This window comes from Sulfitobacter rhodophyticola, assembly GCF_041281685.2.
Taxonomy (GTDB): domain Bacteria; phylum Pseudomonadota; class Alphaproteobacteria; order Rhodobacterales; family Rhodobacteraceae; genus Sulfitobacter.
In genome coordinates this window covers 418870-442457 of the sequence record NZ_CP166251.2, presented here as the reverse complement: position 1 = coordinate 442457, position 23588 = coordinate 418870, and the positions used below count along the sequence as shown (strand labels likewise).

The 23588-nt window shown below is 61.8% G+C and carries 25 protein-coding genes and 1 pseudogene; 16 read left to right on the top strand and 10 right to left on the bottom strand.

What is annotated here, in order from left to right; all coding sequences use genetic code 11:
- Positions 1 to 99 precede the first annotated feature (99 nt).
- The 5 genes from AB4X18_RS03155 to AB4X18_RS03135 form a co-directional block, all read right to left on the bottom strand.
- A complete protein-coding gene (locus AB4X18_RS03155) occupies positions 100 to 630 on the bottom strand; it encodes an adenine phosphoribosyltransferase (protein WP_370402237.1) in 531 nt (176 codons plus the stop codon).
- Positions 627 to 1256, bottom strand: coding sequence for a LysE family translocator (locus AB4X18_RS03150; RefSeq protein ID WP_370402236.1), 630 nt, complete (start codon positions 1254 to 1256; stop codon positions 627 to 629). The genes AB4X18_RS03155 and AB4X18_RS03150 overlap by 4 nt, the downstream gene beginning before the upstream one ends.
- A gap of 72 nt (positions 1257 to 1328) precedes the next feature.
- Complete coding sequence (locus AB4X18_RS03145) at positions 1329 to 2168, bottom strand: hypothetical protein (protein WP_370402235.1); 840 nt, start codon at positions 2166 to 2168, stop codon at positions 1329 to 1331.
- A 63-nt stretch (positions 2169 to 2231) separates the two neighbouring features.
- Complete coding sequence (locus AB4X18_RS03140) at positions 2232 to 3110, bottom strand: S-methyl-5'-thioadenosine phosphorylase (RefSeq protein WP_370402234.1); 879 nt, start codon at positions 3108 to 3110, stop codon at positions 2232 to 2234.
- Positions 3111 to 3218: 108 nt separating this feature from the next.
- A complete protein-coding gene (locus AB4X18_RS03135; protein WP_370402233.1) occupies positions 3219 to 3995 on the bottom strand; it encodes a hypothetical protein in 777 nt (258 codons plus the stop codon).
- Between the two features lie 168 nt (positions 3996 to 4163).
- Here AB4X18_RS03135 and AB4X18_RS03130 point away from each other — a divergent pair, with 168 nt between their 5' ends.
- Positions 4164 to 5825 (top strand): SulP family inorganic anion transporter, encoded by a 1662-nt coding sequence (locus AB4X18_RS03130; RefSeq protein ID WP_432817084.1) that lies wholly within the window; start codon positions 4164 to 4166, stop codon positions 5823 to 5825.
- A gap of 93 nt (positions 5826 to 5918) precedes the next feature.
- Here the strand turns inward: AB4X18_RS03130 and AB4X18_RS03125 are convergent, their stop codons facing one another.
- Both AB4X18_RS03125 and AB4X18_RS03120 read right to left on the bottom strand, forming a co-directional pair.
- Positions 5919 to 6689: a class I SAM-dependent methyltransferase gene (locus AB4X18_RS03125; protein ID WP_370402232.1), complete on the bottom strand. Its 771-nt coding sequence runs from the start codon at positions 6687 to 6689 to the stop codon at positions 5919 to 5921.
- Between the two features lie 104 nt (positions 6690 to 6793).
- Positions 6794 to 7399: a flavin reductase family protein gene (locus AB4X18_RS03120; RefSeq protein ID WP_432817083.1), complete on the bottom strand. Its 606-nt coding sequence runs from the start codon at positions 7397 to 7399 to the stop codon at positions 6794 to 6796.
- A 78-nt stretch (positions 7400 to 7477) separates the two neighbouring features.
- Here AB4X18_RS03120 and AB4X18_RS03115 point away from each other — a divergent pair, with 78 nt between their 5' ends.
- Both AB4X18_RS03115 and AB4X18_RS03110 read left to right on the top strand, forming a co-directional pair.
- A complete protein-coding gene (locus AB4X18_RS03115) occupies positions 7478 to 7966 on the top strand; it encodes a GNAT family N-acetyltransferase (protein ID WP_370402231.1) in 489 nt (162 codons plus the stop codon).
- 45 nt (positions 7967 to 8011) lie between these two features.
- Entirely contained in the window at positions 8012 to 8782 is a 771-nt protein-coding gene (locus AB4X18_RS03110) for an EcsC family protein (RefSeq protein WP_370402230.1), read from the top strand.
- Positions 8783 to 8785: 3 nt separating this feature from the next.
- Here the strand turns inward: AB4X18_RS03110 and modC are convergent, their stop codons facing one another.
- The 3 genes from modC to modA are packed head-to-tail and all read right to left on the bottom strand — an operon-like array spanning position 8786 to position 11267.
- Positions 8786 to 9874, bottom strand: coding sequence for a molybdenum ABC transporter ATP-binding protein (modC, locus tag AB4X18_RS03105; protein ID WP_370402229.1), 1089 nt, complete (start codon positions 9872 to 9874; stop codon positions 8786 to 8788).
- Positions 9871 to 10560, bottom strand: a complete 690-nt coding sequence (gene modB / locus AB4X18_RS03100) for a molybdate ABC transporter permease subunit (RefSeq protein WP_432817082.1) — start codon at positions 10558 to 10560, stop codon at positions 9871 to 9873. The genes modC and modB overlap by 4 nt, the downstream gene beginning before the upstream one ends.
- Positions 10557 to 11267 (bottom strand): molybdate ABC transporter substrate-binding protein, encoded by a 711-nt coding sequence (gene modA / locus AB4X18_RS03095; RefSeq protein WP_370402227.1) that lies wholly within the window; start codon positions 11265 to 11267, stop codon positions 10557 to 10559. The genes modB and modA overlap by 4 nt, the downstream gene beginning before the upstream one ends.
- Positions 11268 to 11404: 137 nt before the next feature.
- Here modA and AB4X18_RS03090 point away from each other — a divergent pair, with 137 nt between their 5' ends.
- The 13 genes and pseudogenes from AB4X18_RS03090 (at position 11405) to AB4X18_RS03030 (ending at position 23404) form a co-directional block, all read left to right on the top strand.
- On the top strand, positions 11405 to 11893 hold the full coding sequence (locus tag AB4X18_RS03090) for an NUDIX hydrolase (protein ID WP_432817081.1): 489 nt from the start codon (positions 11405 to 11407) through the stop codon (positions 11891 to 11893).
- A gap of 51 nt (positions 11894 to 11944) precedes the next feature.
- Entirely contained in the window at positions 11945 to 12373 is a 429-nt protein-coding gene (locus AB4X18_RS03085; protein WP_370402568.1) for a DUF1178 family protein, read from the top strand.
- Between the two features lie 15 nt (positions 12374 to 12388).
- Positions 12389 to 13033, top strand: coding sequence for an SDR family NAD(P)-dependent oxidoreductase (locus AB4X18_RS03080; protein ID WP_370402225.1), 645 nt, complete (start codon positions 12389 to 12391; stop codon positions 13031 to 13033).
- Between the two features lie 124 nt (positions 13034 to 13157).
- Complete coding sequence (locus AB4X18_RS03075; protein ID WP_370402224.1) at positions 13158 to 14396, top strand: aspartate kinase; 1239 nt, start codon at positions 13158 to 13160, stop codon at positions 14394 to 14396.
- 235 nt (positions 14397 to 14631) lie between these two features.
- Positions 14632 to 16878 carry a phosphoenolpyruvate--protein phosphotransferase gene (gene ptsP, locus AB4X18_RS03070; protein ID WP_370402223.1) on the top strand — a complete coding sequence of 749 codons (2247 nt, stop codon included), beginning with the start codon at positions 14632 to 14634 and terminating at the stop codon, positions 16876 to 16878.
- A gap of 21 nt (positions 16879 to 16899) precedes the next feature.
- Complete coding sequence (locus AB4X18_RS03065) at positions 16900 to 17694, top strand: N-formylglutamate amidohydrolase (RefSeq protein ID WP_370402222.1); 795 nt, start codon at positions 16900 to 16902, stop codon at positions 17692 to 17694.
- Between the two features lie 355 nt (positions 17695 to 18049).
- Positions 18050 to 19234 (top strand): 4-hydroxybenzoate 3-monooxygenase, encoded by a 1185-nt coding sequence (pobA, locus tag AB4X18_RS03060; protein ID WP_370402221.1) that lies wholly within the window; start codon positions 18050 to 18052, stop codon positions 19232 to 19234.
- A 56-nt stretch (positions 19235 to 19290) separates the two neighbouring features.
- Positions 19291 to 20049 (top strand): annotated as a pseudogene (pcaD, locus tag AB4X18_RS03055) (3-oxoadipate enol-lactonase); the annotation flags it as partial.
- Complete coding sequence (gene pcaC / locus AB4X18_RS03050) at positions 20038 to 20442, top strand: 4-carboxymuconolactone decarboxylase (protein ID WP_432817404.1); 405 nt, start codon at positions 20038 to 20040, stop codon at positions 20440 to 20442. The pseudogene pcaD and the gene pcaC, both read left to right, overlap by 12 nt.
- Positions 20435 to 21160: a protocatechuate 3,4-dioxygenase subunit beta gene (pcaH, locus tag AB4X18_RS03045; RefSeq protein WP_432817080.1), complete on the top strand. Its 726-nt coding sequence runs from the start codon at positions 20435 to 20437 to the stop codon at positions 21158 to 21160. Before pcaC ends, pcaH begins: the two co-directional genes overlap by 8 nt.
- Positions 21157 to 21708 carry a protocatechuate 3,4-dioxygenase subunit alpha gene (pcaG, locus tag AB4X18_RS03040; RefSeq protein WP_370402220.1) on the top strand — a complete coding sequence of 184 codons (552 nt, stop codon included), beginning with the start codon at positions 21157 to 21159 and terminating at the stop codon, positions 21706 to 21708. The genes pcaH and pcaG overlap by 4 nt, the downstream gene beginning before the upstream one ends.
- Positions 21701 to 22540: a 3-keto-5-aminohexanoate cleavage protein gene (locus AB4X18_RS03035; protein WP_432817079.1), complete on the top strand. Its 840-nt coding sequence runs from the start codon at positions 21701 to 21703 to the stop codon at positions 22538 to 22540. The genes pcaG and AB4X18_RS03035 overlap by 8 nt, the downstream gene beginning before the upstream one ends.
- 129 nt (positions 22541 to 22669) lie before the next feature.
- On the top strand, positions 22670 to 23404 hold the full coding sequence (locus tag AB4X18_RS03030; RefSeq protein ID WP_370402219.1) for a glutamine amidotransferase: 735 nt from the start codon (positions 22670 to 22672) through the stop codon (positions 23402 to 23404).
- Positions 23405 to 23588 lie beyond the last annotated feature (184 nt).

The window sequence follows — 23588 nt, the reverse complement described above, 5'->3', positions numbered from 1 at the left end:
TCAAGGGTGTTACGATTCATGCCGCTGTAAAGGACAAGCCGCGCGAAGCGCGGTCGCGTGCCGCGATCCTTGACAGCGACAAGAATCGCGGTTGGTGCGTTACAGTCCGTCGAAGGCGCACAGGGCATGCACGTCCATGCCCATCGCTTCCAGCCGCGCCCGCCCGCCCAATTCAGGCAGGTCGATGATGAAGGCGGTCGAGACGATCTCCCCGCCCAGCCGTTCGAGCAGCTTGATCCCGGCTTCCGCCGTGCCGCCGGTGGCCAGCAGGTCATCAACCACCAGCACTTTTTCGCCCGGCTGAATGGCGTCGTCGTGTATTTCCACGATCGCCTCGCCGTATTCCAGCTTGTAGTCCTGGCTGATCACCGTGCCGGGCAGCTTGCCTTTCTTGCGGATCGGCACGAAGCCCACCGACAATTGGTGCGCGATGGCGCCGCCAAGGATGAAGCCGCGCGCCTCCAGCCCTACGACCTTGTCGATCTCCATGCCGGCATAGGGGTGCAGCATCTGGTCGATGGCCATGCGAAACCCGCGCGCGTCGGCAAACAGGGTCGTCACGTCGCGGAACATGATCCCCTCGTGGGGGAAATCGACGATGGTGCGGATGTAGTCCTCGATCTTTTTCATGCCGTACCTCGGCGCAGCGTGGCGGTGAGAAGGCCCATGGTGACCAGGGCGCTGCCGCCCGCGCGGGTGATCCACGTCAGCACGGAGGGGCGTTTGATGATGCGGCGCAGGCGGTCAGCCAGCAGGGCATAGGCCAGCGCATTGACCCCGGCGAGGGCCACGAAAGTGGCGATGAGGATCGTGAACTGCGGCATCAAGGGCGCGCCGGTCGTGATGAACTGCGGCACGAAGGCGATGAAGAACGCGATGGATTTGGGGTTCAGTGCGGTCACGGCGGCGGTGTGGCGAAAGACGTGACGGGCGTTGACATCGGTAACCGCCGGTGGGGCCAATCCGCCCGAGGGGGCGGAGCGGATCAGCTTGATCCCGAGCCAGATAAGATAGGCGGCCCCAACCCATTTCAGCAGTGTGAATAGCGTCGCAGAGGCCAGTACCAGCGCGCCCAGACCTAAAAGCGACGCCGTCATCGCGACAAGGTCGCCGAATGCGACCCCGGCGGCAGACGCCACGGCAACAGACCGCCCCTTGCTGAGTGCATAGCTGAGCACCAGCAGAACGGTGGGGCCGGGTATCAGCAGCAGCGCAGTGGAGGCGGCGACGAAGGCCAGCCAAAGCTCGAATGACATGAAGATGCTCCCCTTGTTGCCCCCTGATCAATGGCAACAACGGTCCCTCAGTGCAAGACTACTGGCTTTCGGTCAGGGAATTTTCACAGCCTGCACATGCATCCAGTCGAAATTGCGCGCGCGCCCCAGCGACAGCCAGCCTTCCTCTTCCCAGATTTCCCAGAACCGCATGCAGGTCGGCCGTGCGAGGTGTGCGTGCTGCCAACTCCAGTCCAGCCTGTTGTGATCGGGGTCGAAGTCTATGGCCGCCGCCCAGGAGTGGGTGGACCAGGTGCTGCCGCCGCGTTTCTTGCGAACCGACTTGCAGCCGCCATAAAGGTGCAGGCCCATGTCTTGAATGGCGTCGCTGCCGTAGTGGTCATGGATGGCGTGCAGCACCCGCGCGAGGCTATCGGCGACCTTGGGGTGGCATCCGATCCGGCGTGTCTTGGCGGAGCGGTCCCAGTTCAGGGTCAATTGCCATGGGCAATCCACAATGACAGTGGCGGGATCAGTGCCTTGCCGGGGGCGGTAGCTGAAAAAATCCATCAGTTCTTCCTGGCCGGGGCGGTCCGTCGGCCACCCGTTGGGGTTGGCGTTGCCCGGCACGATGTCGCGGAAGTTGATCAGGTGTTCACCGGTTTCGCGGAAATGGGCCATTTCAAGGTAAGCGTATTCGGTCAACTGGCCCCAAAGCCCGTCGATCGGCCCGGGGTCGCAGTCTGCATCGCTGCACAGAATTTGGAAGGCGGCCACACGCTTGCGGGCATCGCTCCACTCCAGCGGGGGTTGGGTCAGCCGGTCGGTATTGTCCTCGATCAGCGCCGCGACGGCGGTGGCGAGGGTGCCGTTGATCTGCCCGTCAACGGGGCCGTTGTAGCGCCCCATCTCGGTCAGAACGTCCTGAAGAATGCGTACTGCGCCCTGTTTCATGTCTCCCCCTCCAAATGCCTTAATGAAAGGGAGAGGATAGCATATTTCGCGCAATGCGAGAAATCAGGCGCTGATGATCCGCCCTGCCACTGCATCCAGTTTGGCCATCAGCGCAGGGTCACGGGCGTCTGGCTGGGTCAGGATCGCGTATTCAAGTGCGCGGTCGCAGCCATGTGGGCAGGGGGCGCGTTCGGTGCCCAGAAGGGCGGGCAGGCGGGAGACGAGCGCGCGGCCCTTGTCGGCGTTGCCCATGAGCGTCTTGATGATTTCGGTCACGTCGACCTCGCCATGATCGGGGTGCCAGCTGTCGTAGTCCGTGATCATCGCGACGGAGGCATAGCAAAGCTCTGCCTCGCGGGCGAGCTTGGCTTCGGGCATGTTGGTCATGCCGATCACATCCGCGCCCCAGCTTTCCCGGTACATTTTCGATTCCGCCAGCGTCGAGAATTGTGGCCCCTCCATCGCCAGATAGGTGCCGCCGTCATGTACGGTGATGCCCGCATCCCGCGCGGCTTCAAGACAGGCAGCGCCCAGACGCGGGCAAGTGGGGTGCGCGACGCTGACATGAGCCACGCACCCGGTGCCAAAGAAGCTTTTTTCGCGGGCGAAAGTACGGTCAATGAATTGATCCACAATGACAAAATCACCCGGCACCATGTTTTCACGAAACGACCCGCAGGCAGAGACAGAAATCACATCCGTGCACCCCAACCGCTTGAGCGCGTCAATGTTCGCGCGGTAGGGGACCGTGGTCGGGGAATGTACATGGCCGCGCCCGTGGCGGGGCAGAAACACCATGTCCGTGCCGTTCAGGCTTCCGGTGAGAAGATCGTCAGAAGGCGCGCCCCATGGTGTTTCCACCGTGGTCCATGTGGCACCTTCCAGACCGTCGATGTCGTAAATGCCGGAGCCGCCGATCACGGCAATCTTGGGAGCGCTCATGGAAACCTCAATTCAGATGAAGGTGAAAAATTCATGACCAGACATGCAAAAACGGCAGCGCCTTATCAAGCCCTGCCGAAGGTCGTCACGTCGATGTGTGTGTGACGCTCAGGCGCGTCTGCGCAATCTGCGCAGGGGCCATAGCGCCAGAAGGCCAATGCCCATCAGCAAAGCAGTGGCAGGCAGTGGAACGGGGGCCACGGCCACGCGGGTTTGCAGCACGACATTGTCATATGTCGCGCTGCCGCACTGGATTGCGCAGCCGTAGATGTAATCGTCATCGAACCATGTAGAATAGCCTGAAACGCTGACCCCGAGGATCATTTCGTCGAGGTTTTCGAATGCGTCGCCGGGGGCGTAGTTGGACACCCCCGCCGGATCGAAGGCGTCCTCCGCGACCAATGCTCCATCGCGGTAGCCCAGCAGTTCGAAATAGTCGAATGACGCCAGCTTTTCGGCATCGGCTTCGAATTTCAGCTCAAGGTTCGGGCCTACGTCCCAGAAAAGAACCTCCTCCAACAGGATGCCAAAGCCACCGATACCATCGGTTTCAATGGTTTGATTGAAGGCGTCGTTGAGGGCGGCGCGGGGAAAACGGTAGACGTCGTAATCTGCGCTCAGATCAAAGGATGTAACGTCAAAAACCGTGCCTTCGTCGGCTCTTATGGCGGCTTTCTGACTGAAACCATCGTCACCCACGAGGATGCGCGGTCCACAATTGGAATAGGCGAACTGATTGGGGTTGGTGTAGGTGATCGGGCCCTGGCGACCTTCAAAAACCGGGTCTCCACTGCAGGTGAATTCGTCAAACGTCAGCGTGATTGAGCCCGCAGAAGCGGTTTGGCCGAAGGCCGATATCACCAATATCAGAAACAATCTCGCCATTTCATCCTCATCCGTTTCAGTTCTGTAAACACGATGGAGGAGCAGTGCGGGATTGTCTACACTTCCCCGGAGGTCGGCAAGAAACCGGCAGGAAAGGGTTTCCATCACGCAACAGACGCGGTAGGGGGGCCGCAGTTTCCCGTTACATTTCCTTGATGAGGTCGCCCTATGGTGCGTTCCACCTTCCGTAGTTTTACCAAGAACCTGCAGGTCACCGATCTGCGCTGGATGCCGGAGGACGGTTTCTCCCCCTCGCGGCTGCGGATCGAGTTGCTGGCCGGGCTGACGGTGGCCCTGGCACTGGTGCCCGAAGCGGTGGCCTTTGCCTTTGTTGCGGGCGTGCATCCGCTAGTCGGGCTTTACGCGGCGTTTCTTGTCGGGCTGATTACCGCGTTGATTGGCGGGCGTCCCGGTATGATCTCGGGCGCGACAGGTGCGCTGGCGGTGGTGATGGTTGCGCTGGTGGCGCAGCATGGGGTGGAATACCTGTTCGCTACGGTCGTCCTGATGGGTTTCCTGCAGGTCTTCGCAGGTGTCATGCAGTGGGGCAAATTTATCCGGCTGGTGCCGCATCCGGTCATGCTGGGATTTGTGAACGGGCTGGCCATTGTGATTTTCCTGGCACAACTGGGCCAGTTCAAGGTCCCCGGCACGATGGAGAACACCGGCCATGGCATGGGCGGTGGTGAATGGCTGAGCGGTCAGCCGCTTTTCCTGATGCTGGCGCTGGTGGCGGCGACGATGGCGATCATCTGGGTCATGCCGCGCATCACCAAAGCCATCCCGGCCCCCCTGGCGGGTATCGGGATCGTGGCGCTGGTTGTGATCGGCACAGGCATGGATGTCCCGCGTGTGGGTGATCTGGCCTCGATCGAGGGCGGCTTTCCCATGCCGCACAATCCGTTTGGGGAGGGGATCGGCCTTTATGGCACAGCGCTGGCACCGTTTACGCTTGAGACCCTCTATATCATTCTGCCGTACGCCGTGATCCTCGCGGCCATTGGTCTGATCGAATCCCTGCTGACGCTGAACCTTGTCGGCGACATGACAGGCACCCGCGGCGGGGCCAGCCAAGAGTGTGTCGCGCAGGGCATTTCCAACACCGTGACGGGATTTTTCGGCGGTATGGGCGGTTGCGCGATGATCGGTCAGTCGATGATCAACGTCAAATCAGGCGGGCGGACGCGGGTGGCGGGCATTGCTGCGGCGCTGTTCTTATTGCTGTTCATTCTTGTTGGCGCGCCGCTCATCGAACAGATACCGCTGGCGGCATTGGTCGGGGTGATGTTCATGGTGGTGATTGGGACGTTTGCCTGGAACTCCCTGACGATTTTGCGGAAGGTGCCGCTGACGGATGCCTTCGTGATCCTGCTGGTGACAGTTGTCACGGTGATGGAGGATTTGGCCGTGGCCGTGGTTGTCGGCGTCATTGTGTCGGCGCTGGCCTATGCATGGAACAACGCGCGGCGTATTCATTCCAAGAACTACGTCACGCCGGAAGGCGCGCAGGTATATCAGATCCAGGGGCCACTTTTTTTCGGGTCCAGCGATGGTTTCGTCGAGCTGTTTGATGTGGAAGGTGACCCGTCCCGCGTGATCGTCGATTTCGCGGACAGCCGGGTGGTGGATCAATCTGCGTTACAGGCCATCGAAGCGATTGCGGGCAAGTACGAAGCCGCGGGCAAGCGGTTGGAGTTGCGTCACCTGACACATGATTGCCACCGACTGCTGTCAAAGGCGGGGCATCTGATGGTCGATAGTGACGATGACCCCGATTATCAGTTGGCGGTGGATTATCAGGTGCGCACGGGCATTCTGGGCGGGCATTGAGCGCGGTCTGATTGGAGCTGTCTGCTTCTGATAGTCATTCCGGGGGTCCCATGAATTGATCGGGTCAAAGGGCCACTGCACAGGATCGCGCCGTCAGGCTCGCTTTTCCAGGTGCCAGACCTGTTCAACGGGGTAATTCTTGGCCCACTCAGCCTGAATTGCCGCGCGCGTGCCGGATGTCCATTCCGGTGCATAAAGCTCCTGATACTTGATGATGCCAAAGCCGATGGTTGCAAAAAGGTCGATCCAGGATGACATCGTGAGGTTGAAGCACACGCCAGACGGCTCAAATTCGACCTCGGTCCAATCCGCGCCCCACATGCCGCGATAGGGCCGGTGCAGCGTCCAGTCGGCGGGCGATCCGTCGAGGGGAGAGCAGATCAGCGACAGCGGGTGATTTCCCAGGAACACCAGTCGGCCCCCGGGACGCAGCAGCCGCCATGCCTCCTGCAACCATCTGTCCGGCGGACACCAGATGGATGCGCCATACTCCGAAATGGCGAAGTCAAAGGTGGCATCCGGCAGGCCGGTTGCTTCGGCATTTCCTTCGATGAAGGTAATGTCCGCGCCGTGCGCCGCCGCGCAGTCGCGGGCGGTGGCCAATTGTTCGGTCGAGATATCGATCGCCGTGACCCGCGCGCCGCGGCGGGCCATCCAACCCGACACGTATCCTGTCCCACACCCCAGCTCTATTGCATCGGTATCGGTCATGTCCGCCGGAAGCAGGTTCAGGCCGTCGTCAGGATTGCCCCAGTTGCCCCAGCGCGGGGTTTCAAGGCTCCATAGGTCGTGTGCGACCGCCACCCAATTGGATGCGTCGGCGTTCCAGACATCCTTGTTGATTGCCACGTGATCGCGTTTCATCGCCGCTTCTCCGGTTATGTGCAGGACTTACCTATCACACTCTTGCCGTTGGCAAACATCATCGGCCGTCTCCGGCAATCGGGGTTCCGCGCCCCCGGGGTGCGTCAGTCGTCCGGGCGCATCAATTCAAAGACGCTATCCACAGAGGTATAGTCCCGGTATCCCATCCGGCTGAGGGGGGTGAATGTGGTCACGTCAAAGCGCCCATCCACCAGACAATCGTCACGCATGTGGATGCCGACGACCTCTCCGAACACGACGAAATTCGCGGCCCCTTCGATCTGGGTGATCTGGGTCACCCGGCATTCCAACGCGGCGGGCGCGTTGGCCACGCGGGCGCAGGCGATTTCGTTGCAATCGACCTTATCGATGCCCGCGTGTGCGAATTCGTCAACCTCATGCGGCAATGTGGCGGAGGAGGCGTTCATCACGTCCTTTGCCGCCAGTTCGACAATGCTGACACAGAAGACGCCCGTTTCGCGGATGTTGGCCACGGAATCCTTGGTGCCATCCACATCTTCCTTGGCCCCGGTGGAGGCAAACATGACCTGCGGCGGCACGTAAGCGACGGCATTGAAGAAGGAATAGGGGGCAAGATTGTCCCGTCCTGCGCTGTCCCGGCTTGAAATCCAGCCGATGGGCCGGGGTGTGACGATGGCGTTGAAGGGGTTGTGCGGCAGGCCGTGGCCATCGGCAGGGCGGTAGAACATCAACTTCTCCTTGGTTTGCACCTCTGCCTACCCTCATGCTAGGGGCATGGCCACCGCAATCCCTGAAAGCCCCGCGCGTTGTACCAGCTTGCCCCCGAAAAACCCGCCGATCATTGGGAGGTCGAGGCGCTGTATGACCTGTGTTTCGCGCCGGGACGGGAGGCGTTGTCCTCTTACCGGCTGCGCGATGACATCCCGTCGGTAGAGGGCCTTAGCCTTGTGGCGCGGGATGCGGATGCCATCCTGAGCGGCGCGATCCGGTTCTGGCCGGTGCGCATCGGTGTGGTGCAGTCGCTGTTGCTGGGCCCGGTCGCCGTGCACCCCACGCGGCAGGGTGAAGGGCTGGGCCATGCGCTGATCGAGGAAAGCCTGCGTCTGGCGCAGCCATCGGGTTGGGAACGGGTGATGCTGGTGGGCGATGCGCCCTATTACGAACGGTTTGGTTTCAGCCGTCTTGCCGGTGTGGAAATGCCGCCACCCACCAACCCCGATCGCGTGCTGGGCCGGGATCTGGTGCCGGGGGCGTGGGACGGGATCACGGGCAAGGTCCGCCGCTGGCTGGATTGAAATCCGCCTCCCGGTGCCCCACATCATGGGATGAAAGGATGCCCGATGGATATTTCCAATACGCTGCCTGCCACGGTCGATGTGGAGGCTCAGCTGGACCGGATCGCACGCCGTTACAAGTCCGCAGGGGGCGTGGGCATTCATGTGCTCAATGTGATTGGTGGGTCTGCGGATGGTTTGCTGGATCGCTTGCCATCCCCGGTGCGCCGCAATCTTGAAGGTGCGACCGTCAAGGCGCTGGAGCAGGCGATGAAAGCCGCACATTCCAGCCGGGATTATGTGCCGGATCAGAAAGACTGGCTCAATCAGGCGGTGAGTGCGGCGATGGGTGCTGCGGGCGGGGCAGGTGGTCTGCCGACAGCGCTGGCGGAACTGCCCGTGACCACGACGCTGCTTTTGCGGGTTATTCAGGGTGTCGCAGTGGAGCATGACTTTGATCCCGCGTCAGAAAGCGTGCAGTTCGATTGCGTTCAGGTCTTTGCAGCGGCTGGGCCCCTGTCGCAGGACAACGGGGCCGATCTGGGGTTCCTGTCGGCCCGTCTGGCGCTGACCGGCAAGGCGATGCAGGCGGTGATTGCCCGCGTTGCCCCGCAATTGGCCGTGGTGCTGGGCCAGAAGCTGGCTGCACAGGCGGTGCCGGTGCTGGGAGCCGTGGCGGGGGCCGCGACGAATTATGCCTACACCAGCTATTATCAGGATATGGCGCATGTGCATTTCGCGCTGCGCAAGCTGGCCATTGACGGCGATACCCCGCACGACGAACTGGTGGCGCGGTTGACGCAGAAGATGGGCCGTCCGCCGGTGCGCAAGGTCTGAACCTCAGCGTCCGATGCTGCCGGGGGCGACCGTGGTGGCCTTGAGGATGGCGTGGCAGGCCATGCCGGGGGTCAGTGCCATTTCCGCCACCGCGCGGGCGGTCACCCGCGCCAGCAAGCGGTCCGACCCGGCGCGCAGTGCAATGGCCGCACCGGGGCCGTCACCGGGGTGGATCGCCTCGACCGTGACGGGCAGCACATTGACAGAGGACAGACCGCGCGGCTGGTCGCGGGACAGGATCACATCCTGCGCCAGGACCCGCAGCCTGACCTTTGCGCCAACATCGGCGCGGACACCCGGCAATTCCAGCTGTCCTGCGCTGATCGCAAGGGTAGACAGGCCATCGCTGGCGTGGGCCAGCACCTGCGCTTCGATCACGGCACCCGCTTCGCGCACGCCCAGCAGCGGCACCGCAGCGGGATCGGCCATGACTTCGAAAAGCGGCCCCTGACGTGCGACGCGGCCCTCCTGAAGCAGCACCAGCCGGTCCGCCAGCCGGGCAATTTCATCGACAGCATGGCTGACGTAGAGCACGGGCAGGCCCAGTGGCCCGTCGCGCAGGCGTTCAAGGTAGGGCAGGATGTCCTGTTTGCGCGGCCCGTCGAGGCTGGCCAGGGGTTCATCCATCAGCAGCATGCGCGGACGGCTGAGCAGCGCGCGCCCCAGCGCGACCCGCTGCTTTTCGCCACCGGACAGCGTGCCGGGCGCGCGGCCCAACAGACCCTCCAGACCCAACAGGACGACGACTTCATTCAGTGCCGGACCGGACCTGCCTTTCGGCGCATAACGGGTCCCGAATGTCAGATTTTCCTTCACGGTGAGGTGCGGGAAAAGCCGGGCGTCCTGAAAGACATATCCCAGCCCGCGTGCCTGCGGCGGTATGCTGGCGCCTGCGGCTGCGTCGAAAAGGGTTTCTTCCCCCAGCGTGATGCGCCCGTCATCGGGGCGCAAAAGGCCTGCCACGGCGTTGATGATGGTGGTCTTGCCCCCGCCTGAGCGGCCAAAGAGGGCAGTGATGCCGGGACCAGCTTCGAAACGCACGTCGAGCGCAAAGCTGTCAAAGCGGTGGCGAATGTCGACCTGAAGGCTCATCCGCCGGCAATCCGTGCGGCCACGCGCCGGGCCAGTGCTTCGGACAGCGCCACGGCCGCCAATGCCACGATGCAGGCCATCACCACCATGACCGCCGCCTGTCCTTCGCCGCCGGGGATCTGCAAGGCGGTCCAGATCGCGCTGGGCAGAGTTTGGGTCTGGCCGGGGATGTTGGCGACAAAGGTAATGGTCGCGCCGAATTCACCCATCGCCTTGGCAAATCCCATGACGGCCCCGGCAAGGATGCCCGGCATGATCAGCGGCAGGGTCACGCGGGCAAAGATGGCGGCGCGCGGGGCGCCCAGCGTCGCGGCGGCGTCCTCCAGTTTCGGGTCGACCGCTTCGATGGCCAGCCGCATGGCCCGCACCATCAGCGGAAAGCCCATGATGATCGCGGCCAGCACCGCACCCGACCAGTGGAACGCCAGCCCCATGCCAAGGCTTTCCAGCAGGCGACCGATGGGCGCCGTGCGGCCAAAGGCGATCAACAGCAGGTAGCCGGTGACAACCGGTGGCAGGACCAGCGGCAGGTGCACCAGCGCGTTCAGGACCGCCTTGCCCCGAAACGACCGGCGCGCCAGCAGCCACGCCACCCAAAGCGCCAGCGGCACGGCAAGCACCGTCGCCCAGCAGGCCACCCAAAGCGACAGGCGCAAGGCCTCCCATGCGGCGGCGTCCACCGTCATGGCGGGACCGGGGCGAAGCCATGGGCCGCAAAGCGGCCTTGCACGGCAGGTGTCAGTAGGTGCGCCAGAAGGCGTTCGCCTGCCGGGGTCAGCGCCGCGGCGGGATAGGTCACGGGATCATGCGCGTGGCCAGGAATTTCGTATACAACGCTGACGCGCGGTTCGGCCGTTGCATCGCTGGCATAGACGATGCCAAGCGGCGCGTCGCCGCGTGCGACAAGGGCGAGGGCGGCGCGGACGTTGTCGGTTTCCGCCAGATGCGTTTCGATGCCAGGCCAAAGACCAGCGTATTCAAGCCACTGGCGGGCATAGACCCCCGCAGGCACGGCGTCCCGCTGCCCCATGGCAAGACGGCCTCCGCCAAGGCGATCCTTGAGGGTCGCGGGATCAGCCATGGCAGGCGCGCCCTTCGCCCCGATCAGTACCAGTGCGTTGCCCGCAACTGGCTGCGGGGCATCGGGCGCAACCACACCTTGCGAAACCAGCCACGCCATCCAGTCCTTGCTGGCCAGAATGGCCAGATCCGCAGGTGCGCCCGCCGCGATCTGGCGTGCCATTGCACCTGAGCCACCGAACGACAGGCTTAGCGGGATATCATGGTCGGCTGCCACGTCTTCCAGCACCCCGCGCAGGCTGGCGGCGGCAAAGACGGTCACGCGGGGGGTGTCGGCCAGACCTGCGCTTGCCGCACCCCATAGCGCTGTCATAAAAAGGATTGCCCGTACCATCGCGGCACTATCGAACATGGCCCGAAAGGGTACAAGCGCTTCTGCGCGCGCTGGCCTTCATTGCGGCTGCGCCCTATAGTCGGACCGAAGTTTCACGGCGCTTTTACGGGGTGCGCATGATCAAGCAATTGCCCATTTCGCTGCATGGCGCAGCAAAAAGCGACGTGCGGACGCAATTTGCAGCGCTGTGTTACAGGGTCAAACGGGGCAAGGTGCAGATATTATTGGTCACATCGCGCCGGACAAAGCGTTGGATCGTGCCAAAGGGCTGGCCGATGGAAGGGCGCACGCCGGCGGCATCCGCCTTGCAGGAAGCCTGGGAGGAAGGTGGTGTGCAGGGCCGCAACGATGGTCCCTGTCTGGGTGTCTATTCCTATGCCAAGGGGCGGACGGAGACAGGGGAGTTGCAGTGTGTTGCCATGCTTTACCCGGTTGCGGTGATCGCTCTGGCCAAGCGCTTTCCAGAAAGCGGGCAGCGACGCAGGCGCTGGGTGTCGCGCAAGAAAGCGGCGCGGCTGGTCGCGGAACCGGAACTGGCACAGTTGATCAGGGATTTTGATCCACGCCCTGCAAAACGCCGGGATACAGCGGATCCGGCAACTTGACGCAGGTGCCGCGCTGCCCCATGTCCCATGTCAGCAGGAACAGGGGCCGCGATGATCAATTACTCGCTCAGATGTGATCAGGGACACGACTTTGACAGTTGGTTTCAGTCTGCATCCGCATATGAGGCGCTTGAAAGGGCGGGGCATCTATCCTGTTCGGTCTGTGGTTCGTCGGTTGTCACGAAGGCGGTGATGGCACCGCGCGTGGCCAAGGGACAAGACGATGCGGCGACACCAATGGCGTTGAGCGCACCCGGTTCTGACGCAGAGCGGGCCCTTGCGGAGATGCGCCGGAAGGTTGAAGAAAACTCGGACTACGTTGGCGACCGCTTTGTCGAAGAAGCGCGATCCATGCATCTGGGAGACTCGCCCGAACGGTCAATTTATGGCGAAGCGCGTCTGGATGACGCCCGCGCGCTGGCGGAAGAAGGCGTGCCGGTGATGCCGCTGCCGTTCAAGCCGAAGAAGAAACTGAGCTGACAGGAGAGCGGAACCATGGACATTCTCATCACCGGGGCGACCCGTGGGATCGGCGCGGGGCTGGCCGCGCATTACCGGGATGCAGGCCACGCGGTGATCGGGACAGGCCGGTCCGCCAATGCGCAACTGACCCTTGATGTGACGCAGCCGCGGTCGCATACGGACATGGCGGCCACGCTTGAGGACAAGGCGATTGATCTGCTGGTCTGCAACGCGGGCGTTTATCTGGACAAGGGCGACACCCTTGAGGACGGATTTGGTCCGGATTTGTGGGCACAGACCTTTGCTGCGAATGTGACAGGCGTCTTTCTGACCATTCAGGCGCTGTTGCCACACCTGCGGCGGGCAGACAGCGCCAAGATCGCCATCATCGGCTCGCAAATGGGGTCTGATACCCGTGCGCCGGGGGGCAGCTATATCTACCGGGCATCCAAGGCGGCCGTGTTGAACCTCGGACGTAATCTGGCCGTGGATCTGAAGCCAGAAGGGATTGCCGTGGGCGTCTATCATCCCGGCTGGGTCCGCACGGACATGGGCGGTGATGCCGCGGATATCAGCACCGATGAAGCGGTGCACGGCCTTGCCGCGCGGTTCGACGCGCTGGGCATGGACAACACCGGCTGTTTCGAGACATGGGATGGCCGCGACCATCCGTTCTGAGGGGTGACCCGGGGCAGGGCAGCAATATATCCGCACCGCCCGCGATTGGAATGAGCGGCGTGGTGCTGCTTGCCCTTGCACTGGCATCAGCGTAAACCGCCGCAGACTTTAGGGGCGAGGGATCATGCCTGTTCTGGTGATGAAATTTGGTGGCACGTCGGTGGCCACGCTGGACCGCATCCGCCGCGCGGCCAAGCGCGTTGGCGTGGAAGTGGCGAAGGGCTATGACGTGATCGTCATCGTTTCCGCGATGTCGGGCAAGACCAATGAACTTGTCGGCTGGGTGAACGAGACATCGCCGCTGTTTGACGCGCGCGAATATGATGCGGTTGTTTCAAGTGGGGAAAACGTGACGGCGGGGCTCATGGCGCTGACGTTGCAGGAAATGGATGTGCCCGCACGGTCCTGGCAGGGTTGGCAGGTGCCGGTGCGCACCACCTCTGCCCATTCTGCCGCGCGGATCGAAGAGATACCCAGTGACAACATCATGACCAAGTTCACCGAAGGCATGAAGGTGGCCGTCGTCGCGGGTTTCCAGGGGGTCAGCCCCGAAGGGCGGATTACTACGCTGGGCCGGGGCGGATCGGATACCACGGCGGTGGCCTTTGCAGCGGCATTCGAAGCGGAGCGGTGTGATATCTACACCGACGTGGACGGCGTTTACACAACCGATCCCCGGGTCGAGGCCAAGGCGCGCAAGCTCGACAAGATTGCCTTCGAGGAGATGCTGGAGCTGGCCTCTCTCGGGGCCAAGGTCTTGCAGACCCGTTCGGTCGAATTGGCAATGCGCTACAAGGTGAAGCTGCGCGTGTTGTCGAGCTTTGAAGAACAATCAGATGACGCAGGCACGCTGGTCTGTGATGAGGAGGAAATCATGGAAAGCAATGTGGTTGCAGGTGTCGCATTCAGCCGCGACGAAGCGAAAATGACGCTGGTGTCGGTGGCCGACCGTCCCGGCATCGCCGCCACGATCTTTACCACGCTCAGCGATGCAGGGGTGAATGTCGATATGATCGTGCAGAACATCTCGGAGGAGGGGCGGACCGACATGACCTGGTCCTGCCCGGTGGATCAGGTGGCGCGCGCGGAAAAGGCCATGGCACAGGCGGCGACCGATGGCGTTTTCAACTACCAGGAATTGATCGTGGACGATGACGTGGCCAAGGTCAGCGTCGTCGGCATCGGAATGCGCAGCCACACCGGGGTGGCCGCGAAAATGTTCCAGTGCCTGTCTGCGGAAGGGATCAACATCAAGGTCATTACAACGTCGGAGATCAAGATCTCCGTTCTGATTGACCGCAAATACATGGAACTGGCGGTGCAGGCGCTGCATGACGCTTTTGAGCTTGACCGGGTGGCCTGAGAGGCGTCTGGCCACCGCCTGACATGCGCCGCAGCGTTTGACAGGGTCCGGCGTGCCATCGGTACGGTGCTGTCAGGCCAGATTCGCAATAAATGTGCGTGATCGCATTGTGGCGCGCATAACGTGTCCCGCAATCCCAGCGCGCGCGGTGCCTTGGCCCTAGACAGACGGGCCACTTTTCCTCTCTCATGAACTATGTTCTAAGCCGCAGTATGCACGGGGGAGGCGCAGCGGAATGCCAGAGCGCTTTGAGACAGAAAGCCGGAAACTGCTTGGCCGCTTGCGCGATGCCATGGCGGGCGATGATCCCGGTCAGGCGCGGCTTAACAAGATCACCCATCTGATCGCCACTTCCATGGGGTGCGAGGTCTGCTCCATCTATCTGTTTCGGGACGAAGACACGCTTGAACTGTGTGCGACTGAGGGTCTGAACGCCGAAGCCGTGCACCAGACGCGCATGAAAATGGGCGAGGGGCTGGTGGGCCGGGTGGCCAAGCGGCGCACGATCATCAACACCCCCGATGCCCCGCAGGCCACGGGTTTCCGTTTCATGCCTGAAACCGGGGAAGAGATTTTCTCCTCCTTCCTTGGCGTCCCGGTACAACGATTGGGTGAATCGCTGGGCGTTTTGGTGGTGCAATCCAAGGCCGCGCGGGAATTCTCCGCCGATGAGGTCTATGCCCTCGAAGTCGTCGCGATGGTTCTGGCCGAAATGACCGAACTGGGCGTTTTCGTGGGCGAAGGGGCGGCCATGTCCGCACGCCACAGCCAGCCGGTGATGACCCGTGGTACGGTGGGCCAGGAAGGGGTGGCGGAAGGCCATGTCTGGCTCCATGAACCCCGCGTCGTTGTCTCCAACCCGATTGCGGATGATCCCGCCCGCGAGGCGGAGCGGCTGACCGAGGCGGTGGACCAGTTGCGCCTGAGCGTGGATCAGATGCTGACCATGGCAGCGGGAGACAAGGATCAGCAACAAGTCATTGAAGCCTATCGGATGTTTGCCAATTCCAAAGGGTGGATGCGGCGCATGTTGCAGGACATTCAGAACGGCCTGTCCGCCGAAGCGGCCGTGGAGAAGGAACAATCGCAGGCGCGCGCGCGCATGAACCAGATCACCGATGCCTATCTGCGCGAACGGCTCAGCGATCTGGACGACCTGAGCAACCGCCTGCTGCGGATCCTCACGGGTCAGGGGGCGGATACCGGGGCGGAATTGCCCAGTGATCCCATACTGGTGGCGCGGAATATCGGCCCGGCGGAACTGCTGGAATACGGCCGCAAACTGCGTGGGATCGTATTGGAGGATGGTTCTGTCGGGAGCCACGCAACAATCGTGGCGCGTGCGCTGGCGATCCCGCTGGTCGTACATGCAAGCCGGATCACCAATGAGGCACTGAACGGCGATCACATCATGGTGGACGGGGAGCAGGGGATTGTGCACCTGCGGCCAGATGAAACCGTCGCCGGTGCGTTTCGTGACAAGATCGCCATGCACACCGCCGCGCAGAAACGATATTCTTCCATACGTGACTTGCCTGCGGTGACCACCTGCGGCCATACGATTGGCCTGCACATGAATGCAGGCCTGATGGCTGATCTGCCTTCGCTGAACAGCTCCGGTGCCGAAGGTGTCGGGCTTTTCCGAACGGAACTGCAGTTTCTGGTGCGCAACAAGATGCCCAGACGTTCAGAGCTTTCCGCGCTTTACAGCAGGGTGCTGGACGCCGCCCAAGGCAAGCGCGTGGTGTTTCGCACGCTTGATATCGGGTCCGACAAGGTGCTGCCCTACATGAAGCCGAACGATGAGCCGAACCCCGCGTTGGGGTGGCGCGCGATCCGCGTTGGGCTGGACAAACCGGGTGTCATGCGGATGCAATTGCAGGCGCTGATCCGGGCGGCGAATGGGCGCCCCTTGACGATCATGTTCCCCTTCGTGGCGCAGTTCGAAGAGTATCGCGCCGCCCGTGCCGAAATCGACAAGACCCTTGCCCGTGAACAAAAGCTGGGTCACATCCTGCCCGAAAGCGTCGAAGTGGGCGCGATGCTGGAAACCCCCAGCCTTGCCTTCGCACCGCAGAAATTTTTTGAAGAGGTTGAGTTTTTGTCCATTGGCGGCAATGACTTGAAGCAGTTCTTCTTTGCGGCGGACCGTGAAAACGAACGGGTGCGGCGGCGGTATGACACGCTTAACGTCAGCTTTCTGACCTTTCTGGAAGGCATTGCGGACCGGTGCCGCAACACTGGAACGGATCTGTCCTTTTGCGGCGAAGATGCCGGGCGTCCGGTCGAGGCTTTGTGTTTCGCAGCGATCGGGTTTCGCAATCTGTCCATGCGCCCGGCTTCCATCGGACCAGTCAAGAGCTTGCTGCGGCGCTGCAATCTGGAGGAGGTGCGCGAGGTCATCTATGCGGCGCGCGACCGCGGCGAAATGTCTGTGCGCGATTCCGTCATGGAATACGTGCGCGCCCAGCATTCGGGGTGACCTGCGAGGGGGAGGCAACATATGATCGAGGTCACGCAAGGCAGTTTGCCCGTCGTTCTTGGCATCCCCCATTCCGGTTCGGAACTGCCTTCCGACGTCCTCCCGTCGCTGAGCGAAACCGGGCAGGCATTGGCCGAGACGGATTGGCATGTTGATCGTCTTTACAATGGCTTGGGGATGGATCTTAGCGTGGTGCGGACGCCCATCCATCGCTATGTGATTGATGTGGACCACCCGCCAACGGCCTTCAGTTCCTTTGCGGGGCTTATGGCATCGGGTCTTTTCCCCCTGACAGACCGCAAGGGCGCGCCGATCTACCGCGATGGAGCAGCGCCAGATGCCACGGAGATGGCCGCGCGGGTCGAGAAGTATCACGCGCCCTATCACGCGGCGGTTTCGGCGGAATTGGCGCGCGTGAAGGCGTATCATGGGGCCGCCCTGCTGTTCGATTGTCATTCGATCGGGTCGTTTAATCCACAGGACGCCCCCGTCAGTTGTCCGGATATCAACCTTTGGACAAACTTATCCAGAGCCTGTGCCAATGCTGTGGAAAGCTGTATATTGACCCGCTGTTATGCGGCGGACAGGTATCGCACGCGGTTGAGCCAGGGAACAAGCGGCGGCTGGTCTGTCGCGCAACATGGCCAACCCGGAAATGATGTGCATGCGGTACGCCTTGAACTGGCACAGAGTTGCTATATGGACGAAACACCGCCTTGGGCGTGGCGCGCCGACAAGGCAGAACGATTGAGGTCGACTTTGTACCGTGTTCTCAATGATTTGGTCGAGCTCTTGTACGAACGCGCGCAGCGATAGACCTGATCGCGCTGCGCGACGGCATTTGCGATTGAAGGGCGCCTGAGGGTTACATCGGAGGGCGTAGACCCATCGTAACGGATTGAATTGAATGGGAATAGCGTGTGTTGTTCCGGGTGCAATCAAGGGTCATCTTGTGGTATCCGCTAAGACGCGACTTGCCGTTGGTCAAGTTGCAATAGTGCTCGATAATCAACTATCTAAGCGCGATTGTTCATGTGGAAATTTGTGGGTTGTTTCGCTGCTGCAATTGGCTTCTGATACCCGGATTGGCTGCTTTGCTGACCACATGTTCTTGAGCGTCACAGCGCGACCTTGTCGCTATCGGACGCATGTTTCTGCGTGAAAGGAAACCATGCCCCAGACCCATCGCACCTCCGTCTGTATCATCGGTGCAGGACCCGCGGGGCTTTTGCTGTCGCAGCTGTTAGCGAACGCGGGCGTGGATAGTATCGTCATCGACCGGCGCGACCGGGCCTATATCGAAGGGCGCATTCGGGCGGGCGTGTTGGAGCAGGGCACGGTTGACGCGTTGACCGAAGCAGGTGTGGGCGACCGCATGCATCGCGAAGGTTTGGTGCACAGCGGATTTGATCTGGCGTTCGACGGGGACAGGCATCGCATCGATATTGCTGCGCTGACGGGTAAATCCGTGCTGGTGTACGGGCAGACAGAGGTGACGCGCGACCTGTTCGACAAACGCATGGCCGAAGGCGGGTGTTTCTTTTTCAACGTGGAGGATGTGACGCCGGGCGCGTTGAAGACGCACCAGCCGACGGTCAGTTTCCAGCACGATGGGCAGCCCGTCACAGTGACCTGTGATTATGTGGCGGGTTGCGACGGGTTTCACGGGGTGTCCCGCAAGTCCATTCCGGCGGATGTGTTGCGCACCTTTGAGCGTGTCTATCCCTTTGGCTGGCTCGGCGTTCTGACCGAACGGCCCCCCGTCAGTGATGAACTGATCTATGCCAACCACGCGCGCGGTTTCGCCCTATGCTCCATGCGATCGGCCACGCGGAGCCGGTATTACCTGCAATGCGACGCGGATGATGATCCCGAAAATTGGTCAGACGACCGGTTCTGGGACGAATTGCGCCTGCGCATCGGGGCGGAGGCCGCGGCAAACCTGCAAACCGGACCGTCGTTTGAGAAAAGCATCGCACCGCTGCGGTCCTTCGTGGCTGAGCCGATGCGATACGGAAACCTTTTTCTGGCAGGGGACGCGGCGCATATCGTTCCACCCACCGGTGCCAAGGGCCTGAACCTTGCCGTCGCGGATGTACGGCTTTTGGCGCGGGCGCTAGCGGAGCGTTATCGCAGCGGCAGTACCACGCATATCGACAGCTATTCCCGGATCGTATTGGCACGGGTCTGGAAGGTGGAGCGGTTCTCGTGGCAGCTTTCGAACCTGATGCACCAGTTTCCGGATCATACCGATTTCGAGCGCAAGATGCAGCGTGCAGAGTTTGATTATCTGGTGCAATCTGAGGCAGCATCGAAGACCATCGCAGAGAATTACGTCGGACTGCCTTTGGAATGATATGATGCCGGGGCGGAGGGGCATTTTTGGACTTCAAGACATGTAATGAAACCCTGATGGCCTATCGCCACCGGCGCGGAACGGGCCCCGTGGTGGTGTTTGTCCACGCGCTTGGGTGTGATCAAGACATCTGGGATGGCGTGATTGACGCATTGGGGCCGGGGCAGGCGACATTGACCTATGATTTGCGCGGTCATGGCGCCAGCGCGGCTTTTGAGGCTGGCCCGGGAGATGCCGGGATCAATGTTCTTGCCGCTGATCTGATCGCCCTGCTCGAAATGAAGGGTCTTTCTAAGGTTGTTCTGTGTGGCCTGTCCATTGGTGGCATGGTTGCGCAAGCTGTGGCGGCGCAGCGACCTGACCTGATACGTGCACTGGTGCTGTGCAATTCCGCGGCACGTATTGGCTCCGCTGACCTGTGGCAGGATCGGATCGACGCGGTGCAACAGGCCGGTTTGCCAGCGGTGGCGGATGAGGTGCTTGATCGTTGGTTTTCGGCCGCATTCAAGGCGGACAATCCGGATGCGGTTGCAGGATACCGTGGGATGCTGATGCGCAACGATCCTGTGTCCTATGCGCAGACCTGCGCGGTTTTGCGTGACGCCGATCTGAGCAACCTCAGCGCTGACATTGCTGTGCCGACCTTATGCGTTTCCGGCAGCGCGGACACGGCAGTGCCGCCTGACAGTGTTGCAGCACTTGCCAAGATGATCGTGGGCGCGCGGCATGTCACGCTGGAGGGTGCAGGGCATTTGCCTTGCATCGATGCAGCCCCGGCCGTTGCAGCGGCGATCCGGGATCTGATGGCGACCACGTCGGTCCCGTTGACCCGGGCGGAGGCGGGGATGGCCGTGCGCCGCGCGGTGTTGGGCGACGCGCATGTCGACCGGGCGAATGCGGCGCGCACCGCCTTTGACGATGCCTTTCAACAGCTGATCACCGAAGGGGCCTGGGGCACTGTCTGGGCCAGTGATGCCATTCCACAACGGGAGCGTTCGATGTTGACGCTGGCCTTGCTGGCGGCCATGGGCAACTTCGATGAAATCCCGATGCATATCCGCGCCACCGCGCGCACAGGCGCATCCGAGGCCGATATTGCAGAGGTCTTTCAACATGTTGCGATCTATGCCGGGGTGCCGCGCGCCAACCATGCGCTCAAACTGGCCAAGCAGACCTTGGCAGAAATGAAAGCCGCGCCCGATGAATGATGGGGTCTTCAAGCCGCGTGATCTGGGGGCGCATCCGCCGCCGCTTTACCCTGAGTACCGGTCAAGTCTGCTGCGGTCCCCCGCGCACGCACGACTGCACTACGCCCCAACCGAAACGGAGATGACGGGCCCAACCTTCGGGCATGACATTCTGGGACCAGATGATGATGATCTGATCGTCAACTATGCGGCAGCCGGGCAGACCGCTTTGGGGCCGCGTATCCTTGTGCACGGCACACTGAAGGATCAGGACGGGCGGCCCCTGTCCGGTAAACTGATAGAGGTCTGGCAGGCCAACGCGGGGGGGCGATACCGCCACAAGAAGGATGGATATCTTGCGCCGCTGGACCGCAACTTCGGGGGGTGCGGGCGCTGTATCACCGGACCGGACGGGACCTATCGGTTCCGCAGCATTCAGCCCGGGCCGTACCCCTGGCCCAACGGCGGAAACGACTGGCGGCCCGCGCATATTCACTTTTCCGTCTTCGGGGATGGGTTTGCCCAGCGGTTGATCACCCAGATGTATTTCGAGGGCGACCCCCATATCGCGCTATGCCCGATCGTGCAGTCGATCCCGGACCCCAAGGGCATCGACACGCTGGTGGCACGGCTGGACATGGCGCAGACCGTGCCGATGGATATCCGCGCCTACCGCTTTGACATCACGCTGCGCGGGCGGCAGGCGACCTACTTTGAAAATCAGCGGGAGGGAACATGACCGGACCGACACGGGAATCGCCGTCGCAGACCGCAGGGCCCTATGTGCATATCGGCTGTGTGCCCGGTTTCGCGGGGCTGCGGGACATGTACGGCGGTCAGGACCTTGGTGCGCTGATGATCGTGGGGCAAGTGACGGGCCAGCGGATCGTGTTTTCCGGGGCGGTTTTTGACGGCGATGGCGCGCCTGTGACCGATGCCTTGATCGAGATCTGGCAAGCCAGCCCCGACGGCAGTTTTGCGCCGGAGGGATTTACCAGTTGGGGGCGTCAGCCTGCTGATGCCAACGGCGCGTTCAGGTTCGAGACGCTCAAACCCGGTGGCGTGGGGGCGCAGGCGCCGCATATCCTGATATGGATCGTCGCGCGGGGCATCGGCCTTGGGCTGACGACACGGGCGTATTTCCCGGATGAAGACAACCAAGGCGATCCGGTTCTTGCGTTAGCCGGTGCGCGGGCGCAGACACTGATGGCAGCAAGGACCGCAGACGGCTATCATCTGGACATTCACCTGCAGGGTCAAAAAGAAACGGTGTTCTTCGATGTCTGACAATCCTTGTATCCTGTGTTGTGCGATCACCGGATCGGTCCCCACCAAGGCCAACAATCCTGCGGTGCCCATTTCGGTGAACGAGCAGATCGAAAGCAGTCATGCGGCGGTAGAGGCGGGGGCGTCCATCATTCATGCGCATGTGCGTAACGACGACGAAACGCCGTCTTCCGATCCGGAGAAATTTGCCGCACTCAAGGAGGGGTTGGAGAAACACTGCCCCGGGGTCGTGATCCAGTTTTCGACCGGCGGTCGGTCGGGTGCGGGCAAGGAGCGGGGGGGCATGCTGCCGCTGAAGCCTGACATGGCATCGCTGTCGGTCGGCTCCAACAACTTTCCAACGCGGGTCTATGAAAACCCGCCCGATCTGGTGGCATGGCTGGCCGGGGAGATGGCCAGATACGGCATTACGCCTGAGATCGAGGCGTTTGACCTGAGCCATATCCTGCAGGCCATTGCGTTGCACAAGGCGGGGGCGTTGCCGGGCAGGCTTTATGTGCAGTTCGTAATGGGGGTCAAGAACGCCATGCCTGCGGACCGCGAGGTTTTTGATTTCTATGTCAAGACGATGCGCCGCCGCGCGCCAGACGCACCTTGGTGTGCCGCGGGCATTGGCTCGGCACAGATCGAGGTGAACGAATGGGCCATTGCGGCAGGTGGGCACACGCGTGCGGGGCTGGAGGACAACATGCGCCTTGATCGTGCAACGCTTGCCCCTTCCAACGCCGCGCTGATCGCGCGCGCCGCCGATCTTTGCGAGAAATACCAACGGCCTGTCGCCACCTTTGCCCAGACCCGCGAAATCCTGGGACTTGCGCCCTTTACCGCTTGAGCGGGCCATTGGCATGGTCGCCTGATCGCCGTCGCCGAAGAAGTTGATACACATCTTGCGTATCTGTTAGTCGATGGCTCAGGTTCTGATTTTCTTGAATCCGGCGCAGTTTGCCGCTACCGCACCGGAATGAAAAAATTCCTGATCCTCCAATTACGCCCGGAAACAGACGCGTCAGACGATGAGTATGCCGCCATTCTAGCGAAATGCGGGATATCCGCAGATCAGACGCACCGGATCCGCGTCGATCAGGAGGATATCCCGGCGGGGCTGGACGTGACCGACTATGCCGCCGTGATCGTGGGCGGTGGTCCGGGGTGTGTCAGTGACACGCCCGAACAGAAAAGCGCACAGGAAGCGCGGATCGAGCGGCAAATCCTTGATCTGATGCCACAGATCACCGCGCAGGATCATCCATTCATGGGGTGCTGCTATGGGCTTGGTATTCTGGCCGAACATCTGGGGGGCGAGGTCAGCAAGGAACGCTTTGGAGAGCCGGTAGGCGCGTCAACCTGTGGTTTGCTGCCCGCTGCCGTGGAGGACCCACTGCTTGCCGATCTGGAAGGGGAGTTCGACGTCTTTGTCGGGCACAAGGAAGCGGTGCAGAGCCTGCCGCCTGGCACGGTCCACTTGATACACTCCGTCAGTTGTCCGATCCAGATGATCCGATATGGCCAGAACGTCTATGCCACCCAGTTTCACCCCGAAGCCGATGCAAAGGATTTTGAAAGACGCATTCGCATCTATCGCAATCACGGGTATTTCCCACCCGAAGATGCTGACAGGTTGATCGAAGCCTGTCATGCGGCCGATGTCACCGTGCCGGGTGAGATCCTGCGCCGGTTCGCCGCCCGCTACGCCTGATATCCGCAAACGGTTGGGGGTTCTGGCGCAGTTGCGGTCCTGCGGGTTTGACCGCGCACGCACTTGCCCAGATGGTGTCCTGACAACGCGCACTAATTCACCTAACCTGCGGAAGATATTGTAATTCGGATTGGATGCAGGCGTCAGGTGGTTCTGGCGGTGTGCATGTCGGATCAACATTTGC

Coding starts and splice junctions, on each gene's coding strand:
- AB4X18_RS03155 (WP_370402237.1), bottom strand. CDS start 630: ATGAAAAAGATCGAGGACTACATCCGCACCATCGTCGATTTCCCCCAC.
- AB4X18_RS03150 (WP_370402236.1), bottom strand. CDS start 1,256: ATGTCATTCGAGCTTTGGCTGGCCTTCGTCGCCGCCTCCACTGCGCTG.
- AB4X18_RS03145 (WP_370402235.1), bottom strand. CDS start 2,168: ATGAAACAGGGCGCAGTACGCATTCTTCAGGACGTTCTGACCGAGATG.
- AB4X18_RS03140 (WP_370402234.1), bottom strand. CDS start 3,110: ATGAGCGCTCCCAAGATTGCCGTGATCGGCGGCTCCGGCATTTACGAC.
- AB4X18_RS03135 (WP_370402233.1), bottom strand. CDS start 3,995: ATGGCGAGATTGTTTCTGATATTGGTGATATCGGCCTTCGGCCAAACC.
- AB4X18_RS03130 (WP_432817084.1), top strand. CDS start 4,164: ATGGTGCGTTCCACCTTCCGTAGTTTTACCAAGAACCTGCAGGTCACC.
- AB4X18_RS03125 (WP_370402232.1), bottom strand. CDS start 6,689: ATGAAACGCGATCACGTGGCAATCAACAAGGATGTCTGGAACGCCGAC.
- AB4X18_RS03120 (WP_432817083.1), bottom strand. CDS start 7,399: ATGTTCTACCGCCCTGCCGATGGCCACGGCCTGCCGCACAACCCCTTC.
- AB4X18_RS03110 (WP_370402230.1), top strand. CDS start 8,012: ATGGATATTTCCAATACGCTGCCTGCCACGGTCGATGTGGAGGCTCAG.
- modC (WP_370402229.1), bottom strand. CDS start 9,874: ATGAGCCTTCAGGTCGACATTCGCCACCGCTTTGACAGCTTTGCGCTC.
- modB (WP_432817082.1), bottom strand. CDS start 10,560: ATGACGGTGGACGCCGCCGCATGGGAGGCCTTGCGCCTGTCGCTTTGG.
- modA (WP_370402227.1), bottom strand. CDS start 11,267: ATGACAGCGCTATGGGGTGCGGCAAGCGCAGGTCTGGCCGACACCCCC.
- AB4X18_RS03090 (WP_432817081.1), top strand. CDS start 11,405: ATGATCAAGCAATTGCCCATTTCGCTGCATGGCGCAGCAAAAAGCGAC.
- AB4X18_RS03085 (WP_370402568.1), top strand. CDS start 11,945: ATGATCAATTACTCGCTCAGATGTGATCAGGGACACGACTTTGACAGT.
- AB4X18_RS03080 (WP_370402225.1), top strand. CDS start 12,389: ATGGACATTCTCATCACCGGGGCGACCCGTGGGATCGGCGCGGGGCTG.
- AB4X18_RS03075 (WP_370402224.1), top strand. CDS start 13,158: ATGCCTGTTCTGGTGATGAAATTTGGTGGCACGTCGGTGGCCACGCTG.
- ptsP (WP_370402223.1), top strand. CDS start 14,632: ATGCCAGAGCGCTTTGAGACAGAAAGCCGGAAACTGCTTGGCCGCTTG.
- AB4X18_RS03065 (WP_370402222.1), top strand. CDS start 16,900: ATGATCGAGGTCACGCAAGGCAGTTTGCCCGTCGTTCTTGGCATCCCC.
- pobA (WP_370402221.1), top strand. CDS start 18,050: ATGCCCCAGACCCATCGCACCTCCGTCTGTATCATCGGTGCAGGACCC.
- pcaC (WP_432817404.1), top strand. CDS start 20,038: ATGGCGACCACGTCGGTCCCGTTGACCCGGGCGGAGGCGGGGATGGCC.
- pcaH (WP_432817080.1), top strand. CDS start 20,435: ATGAATGATGGGGTCTTCAAGCCGCGTGATCTGGGGGCGCATCCGCCG.
- pcaG (WP_370402220.1), top strand. CDS start 21,157: ATGACCGGACCGACACGGGAATCGCCGTCGCAGACCGCAGGGCCCTAT.
- AB4X18_RS03035 (WP_432817079.1), top strand. CDS start 21,701: ATGTCTGACAATCCTTGTATCCTGTGTTGTGCGATCACCGGATCGGTC.
- AB4X18_RS03030 (WP_370402219.1), top strand. CDS start 22,670: ATGAAAAAATTCCTGATCCTCCAATTACGCCCGGAAACAGACGCGTCA.